The organism is Bradyrhizobium sp. 187 (assembly GCF_023101005.1).
GTDB classification, from domain to species: domain Bacteria; phylum Pseudomonadota; class Alphaproteobacteria; order Rhizobiales; family Xanthobacteraceae; genus Bradyrhizobium; species Bradyrhizobium canariense_D.
Genome location: NZ_CP064693.1, coordinates 6,399,829 through 6,416,908, shown reverse-complemented (window position 1 = coordinate 6,416,908; position 17,080 = coordinate 6,399,829). Strand labels below are relative to the sequence as shown.

Here is a 17,080-nt window from a genome sequence, read left to right as displayed (position 1 = left end):
GGGAAAGGCCGGGTGCCTAAACGGACTTTGCAGCAGTGGCCGCTTATCCCGGGACCAAGTTCGACCTCAACGGGAGCGCAACCCGCGCGGATTACGACATCGCCATCGCACGTTCACTGTCGACAAGATCTATTTCGATGACTTGGCGTGGGAGGGTCTGCGGTCGGCGTTAAGGTGATGGCGCAGCAACGGCATTACACAAGAACGAAATCACGTCGGACACTGAAACAATGTACGAATTCAAATTTCACCGTCCGGGCACGGTCCGTCAGGCCGCCAATCTTCTCGCCAAAACGGAGGATGCGAAGATTATCGCCGGCGGACATACGCTGGTGCCGGTTCTCAAGCAGCGGCTCGCCCAACCCTCGATGCTCATCGACATCAGCCGTGTCCAGGGTCTCGGCAGCATCGAGATGAACGGCCGTTCGCTCGTGATCGGCGCGACCGCGCGTCATAGTGATGTCGCGAACTCGCCGATCGTCGGCGAAGCGATCCCGGCGCTGGCGCATCTCGCCGGCATGATCGGCGATCCCGCAGTGCGCCACCGCGGCACCATTGGAGGCTCGCTCGCTAACAACGATCCGACCGCGGATTATCCGGCAGCCTGCCTCGCGCTCGACGCGACTATCGTCACCAACAAGCGGCGTATCAAGGCGGATGAGTTCTTCCAGGGCCTGTTCACGACTGCGCTCGAAGTGGACGAAATCATCACCCGGGTGATGTTCCCGCTGCCGAAGAAGGCGGCGTATCAGAAATTCCGCAACCAGGCGTCCCGTTATGCTCTGGTTGGCGTATTCGTTGCTTGCCGTCCCTCGGAAGTGCGCGTCGCCGTCACCGGCGCGGGCGCGAACGGCGTGTTCCGCGCCACCGCCTTCGAGAAGGCGCTTAAGCCGCGCTTCGCCGCCGAGAGCCTCGACGGTGTCACCGCGTCTGCCGAAGGCCTCAACAGCGACATCCATGGCAGCGACGAATATCGCGCGCATCTGATCGGCGTGCTCGCGCGCCGCGCAGTCCAGGTCGCCAACGTGTGAGCTCAAGCGTCTTCGATCGCAAGCTCGATATCAAGGGAGAAAGCATTATGAAGCTCGTCCGTTTTGGCGCGCGCGGTCGCGAAAAGCCCGGCATCGTGGACAGGCATGGAAAAATCCGTGATCTGTCCAAAATCGTGCCTGACATCGGCGGCGAGACGCTCTCGCCAAAGGGTCTCGCCAAGATTGCAAAGGTGGACTTGTCCAAGCTTCCTGTTGTCAAGGCGGGCACACGGCTCGGCCCCTGCGTTGGTGGTACGCGCCACTTCGTGGCGATCGGCCTCAACTACGCGGATCACGCGGCCGAGAGTGGCGCGCAGATCCCGAAGGAGCCCATCATCTTCCAAAAGGCACCGAACTGCATCGTCGGCCCGAACGACGACACCGTGGTGCCGAAGGGCTCGACGAAGCTCGATTGGGAAGTCGAAATCGCAATCGTGATCGGCCAGAGCGGCAAGTACCTCTCGAAGAAGAGCGCGCTCGACATCGTTGCCGGCTATTGCGTCTGCAACGATGTGTCGGAGCGCTATTTCCAGATCGAGCGCGGCAGCACATGGACTAAGGGCAAGAGTTGCCCGACCTTCGGACCACTCGGGCCCTGGCTTGTCACCAAGGACGAGATCAACGACGTTCAGAAGCTTCACATGTGGCTCGACGTGAATAGCGAGAAGCGCCAGCGCGGTAACACCAGGACCATGATCTTCGATATCCAGCACATTGTCTGGTACTGCTCGCAGTTCTTCCAGCTCGATCCGGGTGACGTCATCGCGACCGGCACGCCACCCGGAGTCGCACTCGGCATGAAGCCCGAGCCGGTGTGGCTGAAGGCCGGCGACGTCGTGAGTCTGGGCATTGAAGGCCTTGGCGAGCAAAAGCAGAAGGTCGTTAAATTCAGGAACTGAGCGACTTGTACGCGTGTGTGATCTGATGCGTGGCTGACGCAAACTTGCCAAGAAGGAGCATGTAATGAAAGTGATAGGTGGTGACTATGAGCATACGTTAGGGCTCGGCTCGTCTGATCAATCCGGCGTATTATATGAGCCGCGGCCAGTGGCTGAATGCTTTAAATTAGTTCTTGCCCGGGGCAAATTCGAAGCAAGCGAGTTTTCTCTCGCCAACTACATAATCTACAGATGCTCTGGAGATGACTGGCTGTCCGCCGTCCCTGTCTTTCCAAGCCGCGTTTTTCGACATTCGCATATAGTTGTCCGAAAGGACAGCGCAATCAAATCTTTCAGCCAGCTTGCAGGCAAGACGATCGGCTTATTGGACTATTCTCAAACCGCCGCTGTATGGCTCCGAGGGCTTCTTAATGAAGAGTATGGCGTGCATTGGCGCGATGTAAATTGGGTATCATCAAAAGCTCAACGTTTTACGCCGCCTGCCGGTGTCAACCTAAGCGCGACCGAGCAAGATATTGAAGAATTGCTAATCGCGGGTAAGCTTGACGCGGCGATGCTATTTCCCCCGAAGGAGTTCAGTAAACGCGAAGGGAATCGAGCGCTGCGCACACTTTTGCCGAATGCCAAAGAAGTGGAACGAGAGTATTTTCAGCGAATGCAGATATTTCCGATCATGCACACGGTAGTGGCCCGCAAAGAGGCAATAAGCGGCGAACCGGAAGGCTTAAAGCGGATTTTTGACGCATACTCTCTAGCCAAAAAGAACGCATTAAAGCGCAAACTGGGGACGACGTTCCTGCCTTGGTCTGATCGCGTATGGTCTGAGATTCTCGACGACTTCGACGGCGACTCGCATCCATATGGCCTCACGGCTTCAAATCGGCGAGTTATCGAATTGTTAATCGGTTATTTGAACGAGCAGGGCTTTATACCCAACAGGCCGACAGTGGAAGCGCTGTTTCCGAGTGAAGCGGTCGAGTGGGCCGAATAAGCGAACCAATGCGCTACTAGACGCTTAAGTGGCGTTCGTGACAGGAGGCATGCTCGCCGAAGACGCGATCTGTTATTCGACATCCTCGACCCTGCGCGCGAAATATTCGCTGCTGTATTATATGAAACTCGTCAAGCATCGGATAGTGGAGCTGAACGACATGGCAGGCCCGTTGAAGCCGGCCGCGGCGGCGCTTGCTGTTCAGGGCGCTGAAGGAAGAGATGCGCCTTCCGATCCACTTCCACACCCATGACACGTAGGGCATTGCCGGCGCGACCGTACTCGCGACGGTCGAAACCGACGCCGATGCCATCGATGCTGCGATACGATGCGATGAGCGGCGCGACCTCGCGAGCGTGTCTCGGTTCGATCGTCGAAGCGCTGGCGCGCACCGCCGGCGACACCCACTGTTCACTGAACACGCTGCGACCGGGCCCAAATAATGGCCCGCCTCAATGCTGCCGATGCCGATGTTCTTCTACATCACGAACCGGGCGAAGAAGTCACGCTCGAGATCGAGAAGGGCAAGGCGCGGTGGCACCGCTTACTGCGCTCGGCGACACGCGCGAGTATGGGCAGGTCGGTGTTCTTTGGGCTCAACGGCCAGCCGCACGTCACCATCATGACGAACCGCAAAGCGGGTACGAGCATCAAGGCGCGGCGCAAGGCCGAGGACGGCGACGACGCGCATGCATCCACGCTGACGCCGGGGCTCGGTGTCGTCGATCAGCGCCGCTGCGGGACAGAAGATTAGGCCCGTGACCTGCTGCTCACGCCGGGGGCGATAAGGATTGAGAGACGATCCTTCCCGCCCTGCGCGACCGCACGGTCGCGACCCTCATGACGCCAGGTACGCAGGTTGACACTCGAGAGCTAATAATCGAACTCGTCAAGTAGCGCATGTAAGCAATGCGAAGCCTAACGAAAACTTTAAGGCAAAGGCACGTGAGGCCGCGAGAATTTATAATTAGCACGCCATCGCCTTTGCGCCGGCCGCGACCGACTTGACAATGTTGTGGTAGCCGGTGCAGCGACAAATGTTGCCATCGAGTTCCTCACGGATGGTGTGGTCGTCGAGATCGTTGCCTTTCCGACGGACGATATCGATCGCTGTCATGATCATGCCCGGCGTGCAGAAGCCGCACTGCAAGCCATGATTTTCGCGGAAGGCCTCCTGCATCGGATGCAACTCCGCCGCCGACGGCGCGATGCCTTCAATCGTGGTGACGTTCTGGCTCTCGAGCTGAAGTGCGAGCAGCGTGCATGATTTCATCGCAAGACCGTTTACGTGCACAACGCAAGCCCCGCACTGCGATGTATCGCAGCCAACGTGGGTCCCGGTGAGCATCAAGTTTTCACGAAGAAATTGCACAAGCAAAGTGCGTTCTTCGATATCGCTGGAAACAGTCTTGTCGTTCACGGTCATGGACACTTTCGGCATTCAGTCCTCCCAAGTATTTGCCTCAGGGTGGTAGTGGCGGTCGAGGCGAGAAAAAGTCCGGACGGTTAAGAGCCCGACAGCACTGCTTTGGCGAAATTCGCGAAAAAGTCGTCAGCGACCTTTTTTGCCGCGCCGTTCACGAGTCGCTGACCGAGCTGTGCCATTTTGCCGCCGATCTGCGCCTCGACGTTATAGGTCAGCAGGGTACCTCCATCCTTGTCGGTCAGGATCACGGTGGCGGCTCCTTTAGCGAAGCCCGCCATGCCGCCATCGCCCTCACCCGAAATCTTGTAGCCGTTTGGGGGGTCGAGATCGGCAAGATGCACATTGCCTTTAAAGCGGGCCTTGACTGGCCCGATCTTCGACACGGCGACTGCCTTGAATTGAATGTCGGACGTCTTGACCAATTCCTCGCAGCCGGGGATGCATGCCTTAAGCACTTCGGCATCATTGAGCTTTTGCCAAACTACTTCGCGTGGCGCCGGCAGCTGCACCGCGCCGATCATCGTCATTGCCATGAATTACTCCTTGCTGGAAACGTAAAGCGAAGCGGGCGATTGGTTATCTTATCAACCAACTATACGCTCGCCGTAAAATCTCGCTGCAGTCGCATCACCCCAGACAGGTCATGCAGCATCATCGATCTTCGTCGTTGCGGTCGCTTCTATCCCCGGTTGGCTTGCCAAGCGAAAAGCGATCGGTTAATAATCGAAACTCACCAGGTGACCTTATCACCTTTCAAAACACTTTTCCAGGAGAAGCTGAGCATGTCCACCGTAAGACCAATTGCCTCTGTCCCGGTCGGAGACACCGGACTACGATTTGCCCAAGGCGTGCGCGCCGGCCAATGGCTATTCTTCACGGGCCACGAGGCTACCGACTACGATAGCGGGATCGTGCCGGCTGTCGCGGGAGTCCCCGCCCTCCCACTTGCGGGCAAGGCCCGAACTCGGCGCGAGGGTGACTTTATTCTCGGGCGCCTGGCAAAGTTGGTTGAGGGGGAGGGCAGCAATCTCCGGCACATCATTCGCGTCGACCAGTTCTATCCAACCGGAGACTCCCCGGCCGGTTATCACCACGCCCGCAAGGCACTCCTAAAGGACCACATCCCACCAAGCACGTCGGCCATCATGAACGACCTTCTGGTGAAGGATGCGCGAATGAACGTGTCCATGATGGCTGTGATGCCAGGAAGTGTGCCCGAGCCGAAAGCCGCCAGGCCCGCAGATGTGCCGGTGGCGCCGACTTCCGGCTTCATCCCCTCGCTGGTCGTGGGGGACTACGTTTTCGTCGCCGGACAGCTTGCCAACAATGTGGAGCTGACTGGCGTTGATTCTAAGGCCTTCCGTCCCAAGACTGCTCCTTGGGCGAACACCGATATCCGCCTTCAAACTGAGGTAGTCGTGAGCCGACTGAAGTCGGCACTCGCCGCAGGCGGGAGTTCGTTCAAGAACGCCGTCAAGGCGCAAGTGTACCTGACCGATATGCAAGATCTTCCGGAATTCATGGATGTTTGGAACGCCCACGTTGGCGATCAGCCGTGCGCGCTGACAGTTGTCAACACGCAAATGTTGGGGGTGACCGAATGCAAAGTCGAGATCAACATCTTTGGCGTGCGCGATGACGGAAAGATCAAGAAAGAGATCATCAAGCACAAGGGTTCGGAATCAATGCGTTTGGGCCCCGCGGCAGTGCGCGCTGGCGATCTATTGTGCCCGTCCGCGCTTTATGCGGCGGATTCAAATGGCGCCATACCGGCCGCGATCAAAAGCGCAGGCTTGCGCCATCTTGGGGTGCCGGTAAACCATCAGATGAACGCGATCCTTGGCGCCCTCGAAGATATCTGCAAGGCCGGAGGAACCTCGTTGGAGAACCTTTTGCGGGTCCACCACTTCGTCGGCGATATTACCACGGTGTACCCTGCGCTGCAGGCATGGCACGGGAAGCTTAACGGCGCACCAATACCATTCGCCGCCGTTGCCATGTCGACGCCGACGCCGGTGCCCGGCTGCGACCTGACCGTCGATGCCTGGTTCTATTGCCCCGGCAAGTAAGCATCTAGCGCGATACGACGAGAGCATGGCCCGTGTTGGTCGCCATGCTCTCACGCCGTTGGCCGTTGGACTAATGCATTGAACACCTTCGCGCACGCGCAGCCGTTCACAGAAGCCGAGCCCGCCGACTTCGAGCAGGCCGTGCTCGCGTGCGCCAACCCGAACGTCATAATCGCGGAGTTGGCGAAGACGTCGCTCGGCGCACTCGTCAAGCACCACGGCAAGGCGAAGTGCGATCTCCTGATGCACGCACTCGACGCCAGGCACGGCACAGAGGACACGCGTCAGTGAGTCTTCCGCGCGTTATGTGCCGTTCTACGCGACCCGGATGACGTCATCGACCGTCGGCGGCCTGCGGAAGCACCGTAAGGTCTATCTGCACAAGGAAATCCTGCGACGCGCCGGCAAGCGGCCGCGCTCCGTGCACCACACGATCGGCGACCACGAGGACGCGCGCGTGCGCTGCCGGCAGCTACGCAATTTACAAAGTTAGGGTGCGTTCAATTAACGCACACTGCCGTTAGTTGGGTTGACAAAGGCGGGACTGGCCGATACTTCTTATTGTAAGTGACCTGGTGACTTGTCGGCTCTAAGATCTGAGCCATGTGGGGTGCGCTTGTTAAAAATTCGGAACGTGAGCAAGACGTACGGCGCAGGAGCGGATAGGTATGTCGCGCTCGATGGTATCGATCTCGACATTGCCTCCGGAGAATTCCTCTGCCTGCTCGGACCATCCGGTTGTGGCAAGTCGACGCTGCTCAACATTATGGCCGGCTTCGAAGTCGCGAACACGGGCACGGTGATGTTCAACGGCGCCCCCGTCGTGCGGCCCGGCCGCGATCGCATGATGTTCTTCCAGGATGCCGGCTCGGCGTTGCTACCTTGGCTCACGGTTGAAGAAAATGTTCGCTTCGGCTTACGCGTGCGCAAAGTGCCGAAGCAGAATTGGGACGAGATCATTGACCGTTATCTACGCATGGTTGATCTCGATCGGCATCGGCGCAAAATGCCGACGCAGCTTTCCGGCGGAATGCGTCAGCGTCTGCAAATCGCACGCGCGCTCGCAGTCGAGCCTGCCGTATTGCTGATGGACGAGCCTTTCGCGGCGCTCGACGCGCTGACCAAGCGCCGCATGCATGGTGTGCTGCTTGATATCTGGCAGCGCACCGGCAAAACGGTGGTATTCGTGACCCATGATATCGGAGAAGCGATATCGCTCGGAGACCGCATCGCGATGATGTCTGTCGGTCCCGGATCAAACATTACCAAGATCATCACGCTCGACATGCCGCGGCCGCGCGATTTCACCAACCCGGCAGCCGCTAGATTGTTCAACGAAATCGAGGCGGAGCTGTCTCCCGAAATTCTGCGTTCAGAGCGGCGGGCCGCGGGCGCCGTGGAGTGCGGAGGGGTATGACATGACTGTCGACCGTTCAGAAAATCCTACTACGAGGGTTGGGCAGTCAGTGGCCCTCGATGGGATAAACCCGCTCTGGCGCTATCGCAGCCAAGTGCTGGGAGCGCTTTCGGTCGCGCTTGGATTTTTGATCTGGCAGATTCTTTCCACTTTCGCGTTCAATCCGTTTCTTGTTCCGCCTCCTGTGGAAGTGATCCGCGCCGCGATTCCGATGATAATGAGCGGCGAAATTCTGGTTGACGTCTCGGCCAGCATGGTGCGCGTGCTTGTGGGATTCGTAGTCGGCTCGTGCGCGGGAATCATCCTCGGCGTACTGCTCGGGCGGATTCGCCTGCTGCACGACCTGCTCGATCCGATCATCGAATTGCTGCGCTATCTGTCGCCCACCGCAATGATACCAATCGCGCTGATCTGGTTTGGTATTGGTGAGATGTCGAAGTATTTTCTAATTTTCTGGGGTACATTTTTCATCGTTCTGGTGAATGCGACGGCTGGCGTGTGGCGGGCTCCAATTGTCCGGCAGCGCGCGGCGGAGTGTCTGGGCGCCAATCGGTTTCAGATCTTCGCGCTGGTCGTCATCCCGTCAGCCGCACCCTACATTGTTACGGGCATGCGGATCGCGATGGCTTCGTCCTTCATGAGTATCATCCCAGCAGAAATACTCGCCGCTGACTCAGGTTTGGGTTATCTGCTGCAGAAATCGGCGATAATGCTTCAGACGCACCGAATTTTCGTTGCACTGCTGACGATCAGTATTTTGGGATTTGTGGTGGACCGGATCTTCCGCTGGCTCGTCGATCGAGTTTTGTCGCGCTATGTGTCCGTCGTGTCTGTCGTGTGAGGCGTGAATCTTACGTGCGTCAGTTGGGTGAAACTAAAGGGGAACAAAATGTCTTATCGGATGACGGCGATAGCGGCAGTTTCGGCGATCGCATTTCTCGCAATGACCTGGCCCGGCAAAGCCCAGCAACCGCAGTACAAGGTGACAGTTTTCGGGATACCGACGGTCAATAACGACTCTGTCTGGATGGCGATGGAGAAGGGCTTCTACAAAGCTGAGGGTCTCGACCTGACGCTTCGTCTATTCCCATCGGGCACCACTGGATTACAAGCCTTTCAGACCGGGCAGGGCGACATCGTGCTGTCCGGCGATCTGCCGAGTGTGCAGTATCACTTCCGTGTCAACGGCAATTACAGCACGATCGTGGCACTAGAGCGTGATTCAAAGGGTTACGTTGTCGCCGCTCTGAAGACCATTACGAAGCCTCAGGATCTCATCGGAAAAACGGTGGCGACGCGCGTGGGTTCAAATGGCTCCTGGTTCTTGTCCGAATATTTGACCAAGAACAACGTCGATCCGACCAAAGTCACGATCAAGAACCTGGACACACAGATTCTGCCCGCGGCCTTGTGCAGCGGCGATATTTCCGCGTTTTTCATCTGGCAGCCGGCCGGCACTCGCGCGATGGAGATTTGCCCCGATAAAGTGCATATTCTCGGCGACGCCCAAGGTTACATGCAGGGTTATACCATTGTCGGGGCACGCCGGGATTGGCTCGATACGGCGCAAGGTAAGGAAATCGCCATTCGTTTCTTGCGCGCGACGCTGAAGGGCAAGGAAGTCGCCGAAAAGGACTTTGCAGCAGTAGCCGCTTATACTAAGGCCAAATTCGACCTCAGCGAGAGCGCGACCCGCGCGGATTACGACATCGCCGATCGCGTGTTCGTTATCGACAAGATTTATTACGACGACTTCTGCAGCATTAGCCGCTGGGCGCAGAGGGAAAAGCTCAACACCGAGAAAATCGACTTCAACAAGTTGACGTGGGTCGACGGTCTCAAGGAGATCGATCCCAAGCGGGTCGACGCTCCTCCGCCACCTTGTTGAGCGTTTCTAACCTAGGGCGTGTACTTCATAAGGACGCAGATGCCGGAGCATATGAGCACATACTCACAAAGAACTGGTCGGGAGGAGTTGGCTCGTTGCATCGACGAGTGGCTCCTCCGGCCGACAGCGCCGAAGCGTTCTCATAACCCACCAGAGGAGCGCGCCATGTCCTGGAAGTCGAAGGCGAGTTGGTACATCGTAGCCGACAAGGACAGCACAGTACAACCGGAGCTTCAGCGTTTTGTCGCGAAACGCATAGGCGCGACTGTCTTTGGAGCCGACGGTAGCTGCGTCCCCAAGCTGGCCCAGCCCGACTTCGTACTCGATGTGATCCGCAAGGCTGCAAACGCCGTTCGGCGTCTAAGGCGGCGTAAAGCGCATCGCGCCTGTTTCAGCGAACCAAAGAGAAATCCAGGCGATGCGAAGGGAGAGGCGCCTTTGCAGACCTCAGCGGATTTTGTGCGCACCTACGGTGCTGTCGTCGACACGCTCACAGCGACGATTCTCAATGCGGAGGCCGGGTTAAGCTGGCTGAGCGCTCAACCGCCAGATCTGGAAGAAGTCCGGAGAACTCTCAATACCATCGCGAAGGACGGCGAGCGAGCAGGCGAAATTGTCGTTCGACTTCGAGCGCCGATGAAGGACCCGCAGCGAGATGACTCTCTTGATCCTTGAGCCGAAACCACCGAGGCGGCTGAAGCGGCGTCGCCTGTTGCCTGACCCAGACCTCCGGCGATGTCCGCTTCGCGCTGCTGGTACTGGTAACGGCAAAGCAGACATCAAACGCACTCTGATCCGCTCCGTCCCGATTTATGATGGGGTGGACGCCCCGCCGACGGCATCGATGTGCCAAAGTGGAGGTGTTGAACACCACTTAAGGGAGGCGTCCGTGTCAGATGTTATCACAGTCGGTCTGGATATCGCCAAGCACGTTTTTCACGTTCACGGGGCAGATGAGCGTGGTCGAGCGGTGTTCAGCAAGAAGATTGGCCGAGCAAAGCTGTTAGATTTCTTCGCTGCGCAGCCGAGGTGCATGGTAGCCTTAGAAGCATGTGGCGGCGCCCATCACTGGGCCAGGCAGCTCGCACAGCTCGGCCATGAGGTTCGGCTGATTCCGCCTGCTTACGTAAAGCCGTTTGTAAAGCGGCAGAAGAATGATGCGATTGATGCCGAGGCGATCTGCGAAGCTGCGCAGCGGCCGAGCATGCGGTTTGTGGCCGTGAAGAGCGAAGGGCAACAGGCTGCGGGTCTGGTGTTCCGAACCCGGGACCTATTGGTGCGACAACGGACCCAGCTCATCAACGCGATCCGAGGACACCTCACGGAATACGGTTGGATAGCGCCCAAAGGGCCATCGCATGTAACGAAGCTTGTCGACTCAATCGAGGAAGAAACAATAGCCAGCTCACTTCCTGCAGCCGCGCGTCCCATGTTCCAGGTGATGCTAGACCTGCTCGCCGAGCTGAATGGCCAGGTCACCGATCTCGACAAGGAGATCGCGCGACGCGCTCGCGAGGACGAGATATCGCGCAGACTAATGACCATCCCTGGTATCGGCCCGATCTCTGCCACCGCAATCGCCGCCCTGGCACCGCCGATCGAGACCTTCGCCAAAGGCCGCGACTTTGCCGCTTGGTTAGGTCTCACACCCCTTCAAAAATCGACGGGCGGAAAGCAGAAGCTTGGCGCGACATCCAAGATGGGGGAGCGCACGCTCAGGCGTCTCCTCATCATCGGAAGCAGCGCTGTCGTGCAGCAGGCCAGCAAACGCGGGGCGCCAAAGGGGTCTTGGCTTGAACGGATGTTGACTCGCAAACCGCGCATGTTGGTAACGGTCGCGCTTGCGAACAAGATGGCTCGGATCGTCTGGGCGTTGCTTGTAAAGCGTGAAAATTATAGGGCTCCGGTCTTAGCCAAGGCGTGATCCTGGCGGACCTGAGGTCGTCAGAGATGTAGTCGGTCGAAGGAGGGTATGGCGCAACAGTCGGCGAGACGAGGTCGGAAGAACCAGGTGTACTCATCGTGCCTAGAGCACGCCTTTATGATTTGGTTCCGGCCTGCGAACTCCCATACGGGCCCGCAGCTTCATCGCTGCACCATCAGAGGCCGGACAGATGGCAGCATTCGACTATGTGCCGATCTTCTTCAAAAATCGCTTGCATCTCGTGGGGCGTCCACAGATGAGTACACGCCCTAGGCAGGACTAGCCATTTACTCATGAACGTTAGCGCTTCCACTTTGACTACGTAGCTGAGGAGGACTTGGGTGAGAGAGTTTGCTGTCGGTCAGCGCGTGAGCCGGTTTGAAGACGCGAGATTGGTCAGGGGCGCCGGATGCTATATCGACGACATCGTGCTGCCGCGTATGGTTTACGGTTATGTTCTGCGTTCGCCTCATGCGCATGCGAAGATTCGCTCGATTGATGCCACGCGGGCCCGCAGGGCGACGGGCGTCCTGCTCGTTTTAACAGGGGCAGAATGGAAAAGCTCTGGTTGGGGCGATCTGCCGGTGCCCGGGGGGCAGAAGCGGCGCGACGGCAGTGCCATGTATCGATCTCCTTATCCGGCGTTGGTGCAGGAGCGTGTGCGCTGGGTAGGTGATTACGTCGCCTTTGTGGCCGCGGAAAGCCGGTCGCAGGCGGTTGATGCTGCGGAGTTGATCGAGGTGGATTACGAGGTGCTGCCGTCCGTCACCTCGACGGCGCATGCGACGGCAGCCGGCGCGCCGCGCGTTTGGGACGAGTGCCCCGACAATATCTGTTTCGTCTGCCAAGAAGGCGATAAGGCAGCGGTGAATGCCGCTTTCGCGCGTGCCGACCACGTTGTTCGCCATCAGCTGACCATCAATCGCGTCACAGCTGTGACGATGGAGCCGCGAGGTTGCATCGCCGATTATAACGCAGCGGAAGAGCACTACACCGTGCATGCCCAACCCCAAACCGCGCACACATTCCGCTCCGATCTCGCGACGCTGGTATTGAAGGTACCGGAGAGCAAGGTGCGCATCATTGCGCATGACGTTGGCGGAAGCTTCGGTATGAAGTCGCCGATCTTCAACGAAGTGGCTCTCGTACTGCTTGCTTCAAGGATTCTTAGCCGTCCGGTAAAGTGGACGAGCACTCGTTCGGAGGCGTTTCTCAGCGACGCGGAAGGACGCGACAACGTGACGGAAGCCGAGCTTGCCCTCGACAAGAACGGCGTCTTTCTCGGAATGCGAGTGAAAACTATCGCTAATATGGGCGCGCATCTGCAGTCTGGCTCGCCTAACTTCGTGAATAATCTTGGTTCACTTGCCGGGGTCTATCGAACGCCTGCAATTCACGCCGATGTCACAGCTGTATACACGAACACCAACCCTGTGCGGCCGTATCGCGGCAACGGCCGCCCGGAGGCGGCTTATGTCATTGAACGGATGGTCGAGATAGCCGCTGCGCAGACGGGCATTGATCCCGTCGAGTTGCGGCGGCGAAACCTTATTCCGCCCGAAGCTATGCCGTTCAAAACGGGGCTTACATTTACCTACGACTGCGGCGAGTTCGAAAAGGTTCTTGAGGAGGCGCTGCGCCGCGCGGACGTTGCGGGGTTTTCTAAGCGACGGACCCAGTCGGAAAGTTGCGGTAAGCTACGCGGCCTTGGCATCTCTTATTCTATCGAGCGCGCAGGTACGCTCGGCTTTGAAGGTGCGGAGATACGATTTGACCGGTCTGGCGCGCTGACGCTATTTTCTGGGAGCCTTTCGCAAGGCCAGGGCCACGAGACTGTCTTCAAGCAGCTGGTCTGCGATCGGCTCGGCATCCATCCCGACCAAGTCACGTATGTGCAAGGCGACACTGATAAGGTATTTTTCGGGCAAGGGACGAGCGGATCGCGCTCGGCAGCGCTGGCTGGATCGGCGTTTCACGGAGCGATGGAGAAGATTCTGGACAAGGGTAAACAGCTCGCAGCTCATCTGCTTGGCGTCGAAGCCGCTGAGGTCAACTTTGGCGAGGGAATCTTTTCTACCTCGAAAACTAACCGTACGGTGACGATCCAAGAGGTTGCACGCGCTGCGGCCAATTCAAACGGGCTGCCGCCGGGCATGGAAGGTGGCTTCGTCGCGACCGCTGTTTACAATGCGAACGTCGAGAATTTTCCGAACGGCTGTCACGTTTGCGAAGTTGAAATCGATCGCGATACCGGCGAAGTCGCAATCGAGCGCTACACCGTGGTCGATGATGTCGGCACCGTGCTTAACCCGATGCTGCTTCATGGCCAGATCCATGGCGGCGTCGTGCAAGGCATCGGACAAATCCTTATGGAGGATATCCGCCGCGATGATTCAGGTCAGCCTCTGACCGGCTCATTTATGGATTATGCGATGCCGAGAGCCAGTGACGTCTGCAATATCGAAGTGGGTAGCTACCCGGTCCCGACCAAGACTAATCCGATTGGCGTAAAAGGGGCGGGCGAGGCGGGCTGCGTAGGCGCCTTGCCGGCGGTCTCGAATTCACTCGTCAGTGCGCTGTTTGTATTTGGCGTCCGGCACATCGAGATGCCGGCGACATCGGAACGTGTCTGGCGTGCCATCCACAGGCGGGACCCCGTGGGCTCTACTTGAGATACTAGGCATATGTCTTCGCGGCGTTTAGGATAGGACTGTAAAGCTTAGTTCTCAACATTGAAGCCGAGCTTAGAACTGTGAGCATAGAATGCGGTCGAATAGCAGCCCCACGTCAAACAAAACAACGCCCGGACGCTCGCCTGCTGGACGATCATCGACACATCTGGCGCACAAACCCAAAATTACTGACAAGATCGTCGCGGCTGTTCGCGAGGAAATCGTGTCAGGAACGCTATCCTCCGGCGCGCAGCTTCCGACGGAAAAGGAACTCGCTAAGCGTTTCTCGGTCAGCCAACCTACAATTCGTGAAGTGATGCGCGTTCTTGATTCTATGGGGCTGATTGAAGTACATCATGGCAGTGGTACGTATGTCAGTCGAGACATGGGCTACGGGGCAGCGATTGCGCTTCAGAATCTGCTTCAGCTGCAGCGGCTGCATATCATCCAGGTTTTTGATGTTCGCGCAATTCTAGGTCGAGAGTCAGCCAGCCGTGCAGCGGAGCTCGCGACTTCAGCTGACTTGAGTAATATTGAGGCCGCGCTCAACGAGCTGGATGAGATTTCGAAGGCTGATTCACTCGAAGATGTAATATCTCGAATTATTACGTTTCAAGAGGCGATCTCTGTTGCGGCACATAATCCATTGCTGCACTCACTGGAGTCGTTTTTGATTAATTTGCTGCTCATGGTTCAGTCGGAGGCGATAGGAAAGCGTGGCGTTAAATACTGGCAGAAGCGCAGCCTCAACTTCAAAGTGTACCGAACTGCGGTTGTAACCGCCATCGTCAAGCGAAATGCAAAAGCCGCCTCAAACGCAATGATTAAATACCTTAACTTTGATCGTGATAATTTCCTAAATGATGGCGAACTGCGAACGTTGAAGGTAACCGATCCTTTGGCCCTTTTAGTAGCTTCCCAGATTGTCTTGAAAAAACGCAAAGGGAGCTAGAATACCCACGCTAAAGGTACCTGTACGTGCTGTGACTTCGCCGCCCTACACATCGCACGCGAACTTCCCTTTGTCGGCGAGCGACTTTCGCAGCAAACGGCGGCGACATCGGCGACCGAATGATCCTCGCCCCGCAAGAAATCAACCCGAAAATCACCGCTGACGAAATCAAGGCGCTGATGGCCTATGCCGCGCGCACCCTGAACTTGGCCGTGATCGTGCCGTCGAAGAACCGAGCGGGGTTCTGGAGCGATGTGGCCAATCAGACGTTGACGGCGGAGAACATGGAGGCTGGCGCTGATCTTCTCCGAGCCGGTCACGTCGGTCTGACCGTCTTCGTCGCGAAATACGACCGCGTCGATCTTCCGGGCAAGGCGTGTGAGATCCTGGTGATCGACCAGCTCCGGAAGTCTACGGCCTGCTAGAGCGCATCGATCAGGAAGCGCTCGACGGCACCCGGCGACAATTGCTTCGGCAGGTCCAACGCATCGAGCAGGGCATGGGACGTGGAGTTCGGTCCAGAGAGGACCACTGCGTCATTATCCTCATGGGCTCCAGGTTGACATCACGGCTGCACAGCCAGGACGCGCGCGGGGTACGGCATCGCGTCCCGGGCTCGACTATGTGCTGACCCCGCTGCTCTTAAGCCTCGGAACGGGCGTGCTGTCGATGGTCGGTTCCAACATCAGCGCCGGGCAGTACGACCGGCCCGGCGCATCGCCTGCGTCGGGACCTTCGTCGGTACGCTGGGCGCCGAAGAGATCGGCCTCGCTGCGGCAATGCTTCCCGGTGCCTTGAGCAGTCTGGTTTAGCGCCGATCCGGCCGTCCGAGCGGCCGCCGCCAAGTATCTGGCAATTGTCGGCCCATTCTACGGTGCGTTGGGCATCTCGTTCATTTTGACGGTTTCGGCGATCGCCGGCGGGCGCCCCATCTGGAGCTTCTGAGGCGGCACGGCTCGTCTGCTGGTGGCCGTCGGCGGCGGTTGGTGCGCCGTGCGCATTCTGGGCGCTGCCGAGGGCGCGCTTTTCGGTCTTGTGGCGGCTTCCTACGTGGCGTCGGCCCATCATGTGCATGTCAGTGACTTCTCGGCCTGAACTGGAAATGGCAGGTCCGAGCGGGCGAGGAAGTTGCCGTCTCCTGAATGTGCCGCCTGAGGCCCAGAGGCTGATTCTCGGGCTATTGGCAATTCGGAACACTACCGGTCGCCGTCGAATGTTGTAGGGGTTACGGACCGTTGGGGGGCGGTGCGTCATGGACATCAGAAATCAGGGCTAGGGTGTCGAGCGGATTGAGGAACTCCGCTGCATGCCTAGTTGCTGTAGGCCCAAAAATTCGCCCCTGATTCTGTCGGAACTGAAGTCCGTTGTGTCAACCGGCGTCCAAATTTTGCAAGCCGAATGACAGAGCGCCGGTTAGACGTCATTTCTTCCCGTCCTGATGCCGCTCGAGCCACTCTGCGGCGGCCTCCTCCATCACCAGCGACGCGGTCGTGTCCATAAGTGCGGCCGCCGACTTGATCCGGCGGATGATCTCTGGGTCCATCGAGGTCAGAAGCTGCTTCTTGGCGCCTGCCGGCGGCTTGCGCGGATTGACGTGATCGGGAGCACCGCGAAAGCGCAAATCGACGCGTGGCGTGTTGTTAGGATGGCGATGCGCTCCCCCTCGTAGGCCATGATCTCGATCGTCTGGTCCTGCTTTTTTGCGGCTACGAGCTTCCCGCCATGAGCCACGAGGTCGACGGCGCAGTCGCGCAATCGCGTGGCGCGCTGGAGTTTTTCGGCTTTCGTGAGTCGGGTCATATCTTCACCTG

21 protein-coding genes are annotated in these 17,080 nt (G+C 58.2%); 17 read left to right on the top strand and 4 right to left on the bottom strand.

What is annotated here, in order from left to right:
- The first annotated feature begins 230 nt into the window (after positions 1–230).
- From IVB19_RS30995 to IVB19_RS30975, 5 genes are all read left to right on the top strand, one after another.
- Positions 231–1,031: an FAD binding domain-containing protein gene (locus IVB19_RS30995; protein WP_247820582.1), complete on the top strand. Its 801-nt coding sequence runs from the start codon at positions 231–233 to the stop codon at positions 1,029–1,031.
- 47 nt (positions 1,032–1,078) lie between these two features.
- A complete protein-coding gene (locus tag IVB19_RS30990) occupies positions 1,079–1,930 on the top strand; it encodes a fumarylacetoacetate hydrolase family protein (RefSeq protein ID WP_247820581.1) in 852 nt (283 codons plus the stop codon).
- A gap of 64 nt (positions 1,931–1,994) precedes the next feature.
- Complete coding sequence (locus tag IVB19_RS30985) at positions 1,995–2,921, top strand: PhnD/SsuA/transferrin family substrate-binding protein (RefSeq protein ID WP_247820580.1); 927 nt, start codon at positions 1,995–1,997, stop codon at positions 2,919–2,921.
- A 49-nt stretch (positions 2,922–2,970) separates the two neighbouring features.
- Entirely contained in the window at positions 2,971–3,174 is a 204-nt protein-coding gene (locus tag IVB19_RS40515) for a hypothetical protein (RefSeq protein WP_346283635.1), read from the top strand.
- Between the two features lie 189 nt (positions 3,175–3,363).
- Positions 3,364–3,675, top strand: coding sequence for a hypothetical protein (locus tag IVB19_RS30975; protein ID WP_247821749.1), 312 nt, complete (start codon positions 3,364–3,366; stop codon positions 3,673–3,675).
- A gap of 213 nt (positions 3,676–3,888) precedes the next feature.
- Here the strand turns inward: IVB19_RS30975 and IVB19_RS30970 are convergent, their stop codons facing one another.
- Both IVB19_RS30970 and IVB19_RS30965 read right to left on the bottom strand, forming a co-directional pair.
- The gene (locus tag IVB19_RS30970) at positions 3,889–4,362 is read right to left on the bottom strand and encodes a (2Fe-2S)-binding protein (protein ID WP_247820579.1); all 474 of its coding nucleotides are present in this window, start codon (positions 4,360–4,362) and stop codon (positions 3,889–3,891) included.
- 65 nt (positions 4,363–4,427) lie between these two features.
- Complete coding sequence (locus IVB19_RS30965) at positions 4,428–4,880, bottom strand: SRPBCC family protein (protein WP_247820578.1); 453 nt, start codon at positions 4,878–4,880, stop codon at positions 4,428–4,430.
- A gap of 249 nt (positions 4,881–5,129) precedes the next feature.
- Here IVB19_RS30965 and IVB19_RS30960 point away from each other — a divergent pair, with 249 nt between their 5' ends.
- The 12 genes from IVB19_RS30960 to IVB19_RS40805 all read left to right on the top strand — a co-directional run bounded on the left by IVB19_RS30960 (position 5,130) and on the right by IVB19_RS40805 (position 15,900).
- Entirely contained in the window at positions 5,130–6,416 is a 1,287-nt protein-coding gene (locus IVB19_RS30960; RefSeq protein WP_247820577.1) for a RidA family protein, read from the top strand.
- 78 nt (positions 6,417–6,494) lie between these two features.
- The gene (locus tag IVB19_RS30955; protein WP_247820576.1) at positions 6,495–6,707 is read left to right on the top strand and encodes a hypothetical protein; all 213 of its coding nucleotides are present in this window, start codon (positions 6,495–6,497) and stop codon (positions 6,705–6,707) included.
- A gap of 37 nt (positions 6,708–6,744) precedes the next feature.
- Positions 6,745–6,909: a hypothetical protein gene (locus tag IVB19_RS30950; RefSeq protein ID WP_247820575.1), complete on the top strand. Its 165-nt coding sequence runs from the start codon at positions 6,745–6,747 to the stop codon at positions 6,907–6,909.
- 141 nt (positions 6,910–7,050) lie between these two features.
- Positions 7,051–7,833 (top strand): ABC transporter ATP-binding protein, encoded by a 783-nt coding sequence (locus tag IVB19_RS30945; RefSeq protein WP_247820574.1) that lies wholly within the window; start codon positions 7,051–7,053, stop codon positions 7,831–7,833.
- A 1-nt stretch (position 7,834) separates the two neighbouring features.
- Positions 7,835–8,674, top strand: coding sequence for an ABC transporter permease (locus IVB19_RS30940; protein ID WP_247820573.1), 840 nt, complete (start codon positions 7,835–7,837; stop codon positions 8,672–8,674).
- Positions 8,675–8,722: 48 nt separating this feature from the next.
- Positions 8,723–9,721 carry an ABC transporter substrate-binding protein gene (locus tag IVB19_RS30935; protein WP_247820572.1) on the top strand — a complete coding sequence of 333 codons (999 nt, stop codon included), beginning with the start codon at positions 8,723–8,725 and terminating at the stop codon, positions 9,719–9,721.
- A 165-nt stretch (positions 9,722–9,886) separates the two neighbouring features.
- The gene (locus IVB19_RS30930; protein WP_247820571.1) at positions 9,887–10,396 is read left to right on the top strand and encodes a hypothetical protein; all 510 of its coding nucleotides are present in this window, start codon (positions 9,887–9,889) and stop codon (positions 10,394–10,396) included.
- Positions 10,397–10,610: 214 nt separating this feature from the next.
- Positions 10,611–11,645 (top strand): IS110 family RNA-guided transposase, encoded by a 1,035-nt coding sequence (locus IVB19_RS30925; protein ID WP_247820570.1) that lies wholly within the window; start codon positions 10,611–10,613, stop codon positions 11,643–11,645.
- 341 nt (positions 11,646–11,986) lie between these two features.
- A complete protein-coding gene (locus IVB19_RS30920; protein WP_247820569.1) occupies positions 11,987–14,317 on the top strand; it encodes a xanthine dehydrogenase family protein molybdopterin-binding subunit in 2,331 nt (776 codons plus the stop codon).
- A 91-nt stretch (positions 14,318–14,408) separates the two neighbouring features.
- A complete protein-coding gene (locus IVB19_RS30915; protein ID WP_247820568.1) occupies positions 14,409–15,269 on the top strand; it encodes a FadR/GntR family transcriptional regulator in 861 nt (286 codons plus the stop codon).
- 119 nt (positions 15,270–15,388) lie between these two features.
- A complete protein-coding gene (locus tag IVB19_RS30910) occupies positions 15,389–15,694 on the top strand; it encodes a hypothetical protein (RefSeq protein ID WP_247820567.1) in 306 nt (101 codons plus the stop codon).
- A gap of 62 nt (positions 15,695–15,756) precedes the next feature.
- Positions 15,757–15,900, top strand: a complete 144-nt coding sequence (locus IVB19_RS40805) for a hypothetical protein (RefSeq protein WP_524536773.1) — start codon at positions 15,757–15,759, stop codon at positions 15,898–15,900.
- Positions 15,901–16,689: 789 nt separating this feature from the next.
- Here IVB19_RS40805 and IVB19_RS40290 read toward each other — a convergent pair.
- Both IVB19_RS40290 and IVB19_RS30905 read right to left on the bottom strand, forming a co-directional pair.
- The gene (locus IVB19_RS40290) at positions 16,690–16,812 is read right to left on the bottom strand and encodes a hypothetical protein (RefSeq protein ID WP_256474573.1); all 123 of its coding nucleotides are present in this window, start codon (positions 16,810–16,812) and stop codon (positions 16,690–16,692) included.
- A 5-nt stretch (positions 16,813–16,817) separates the two neighbouring features.
- Positions 16,818–17,069, bottom strand: a complete 252-nt coding sequence (locus IVB19_RS30905) for a hypothetical protein (RefSeq protein WP_247820566.1) — start codon at positions 17,067–17,069, stop codon at positions 16,818–16,820.
- Positions 17,070–17,080 lie beyond the last annotated feature (11 nt).

Bases quoted from the DNA above. Each gene is read 5' to 3' on its own strand.
- IVB19_RS30940 (WP_247820573.1), top strand. From the start codon at position 7,835: ATGACTGTCGACCGTTCAGAAAATCCTACTACGAGGGTTGGGCAGTCA.
- IVB19_RS30905 (WP_247820566.1), bottom strand. From the start codon at position 17,069: ATGACCCGACTCACGAAAGCCGAAAAACTCCAGCGCGCCACGCGATTG.
- IVB19_RS40290 (WP_256474573.1), bottom strand. From the start codon at position 16,812: ATGGACCCAGAGATCATCCGCCGGATCAAGTCGGCGGCCGCACTTATG.
- IVB19_RS30950 (WP_247820575.1), top strand. From the start codon at position 6,745: ATGACGTCATCGACCGTCGGCGGCCTGCGGAAGCACCGTAAGGTCTAT.
- IVB19_RS30985 (WP_247820580.1), top strand. From the start codon at position 1,995: ATGAAAGTGATAGGTGGTGACTATGAGCATACGTTAGGGCTCGGCTCG.
- IVB19_RS30965 (WP_247820578.1), bottom strand. From the start codon at position 4,880: ATGGCAATGACGATGATCGGCGCGGTGCAGCTGCCGGCGCCACGCGAA.
- IVB19_RS30915 (WP_247820568.1), top strand. From the start codon at position 14,409: ATGCGGTCGAATAGCAGCCCCACGTCAAACAAAACAACGCCCGGACGC.
- IVB19_RS30970 (WP_247820579.1), bottom strand. From the start codon at position 4,362: ATGCCGAAAGTGTCCATGACCGTGAACGACAAGACTGTTTCCAGCGAT.
- IVB19_RS30990 (WP_247820581.1), top strand. From the start codon at position 1,079: ATGAAGCTCGTCCGTTTTGGCGCGCGCGGTCGCGAAAAGCCCGGCATC.
- IVB19_RS30960 (WP_247820577.1), top strand. From the start codon at position 5,130: ATGTCCACCGTAAGACCAATTGCCTCTGTCCCGGTCGGAGACACCGGA.
- IVB19_RS30995 (WP_247820582.1), top strand. From the start codon at position 231: ATGTACGAATTCAAATTTCACCGTCCGGGCACGGTCCGTCAGGCCGCC.
- IVB19_RS30930 (WP_247820571.1), top strand. From the start codon at position 9,887: ATGTCCTGGAAGTCGAAGGCGAGTTGGTACATCGTAGCCGACAAGGAC.
- IVB19_RS40515 (WP_346283635.1), top strand. From the start codon at position 2,971: ATGCTCGCCGAAGACGCGATCTGTTATTCGACATCCTCGACCCTGCGC.
- IVB19_RS30975 (WP_247821749.1), top strand. From the start codon at position 3,364: ATGGCCCGCCTCAATGCTGCCGATGCCGATGTTCTTCTACATCACGAA.
- IVB19_RS30935 (WP_247820572.1), top strand. From the start codon at position 8,723: ATGTCTTATCGGATGACGGCGATAGCGGCAGTTTCGGCGATCGCATTT.
- IVB19_RS30910 (WP_247820567.1), top strand. From the start codon at position 15,389: ATGATCCTCGCCCCGCAAGAAATCAACCCGAAAATCACCGCTGACGAA.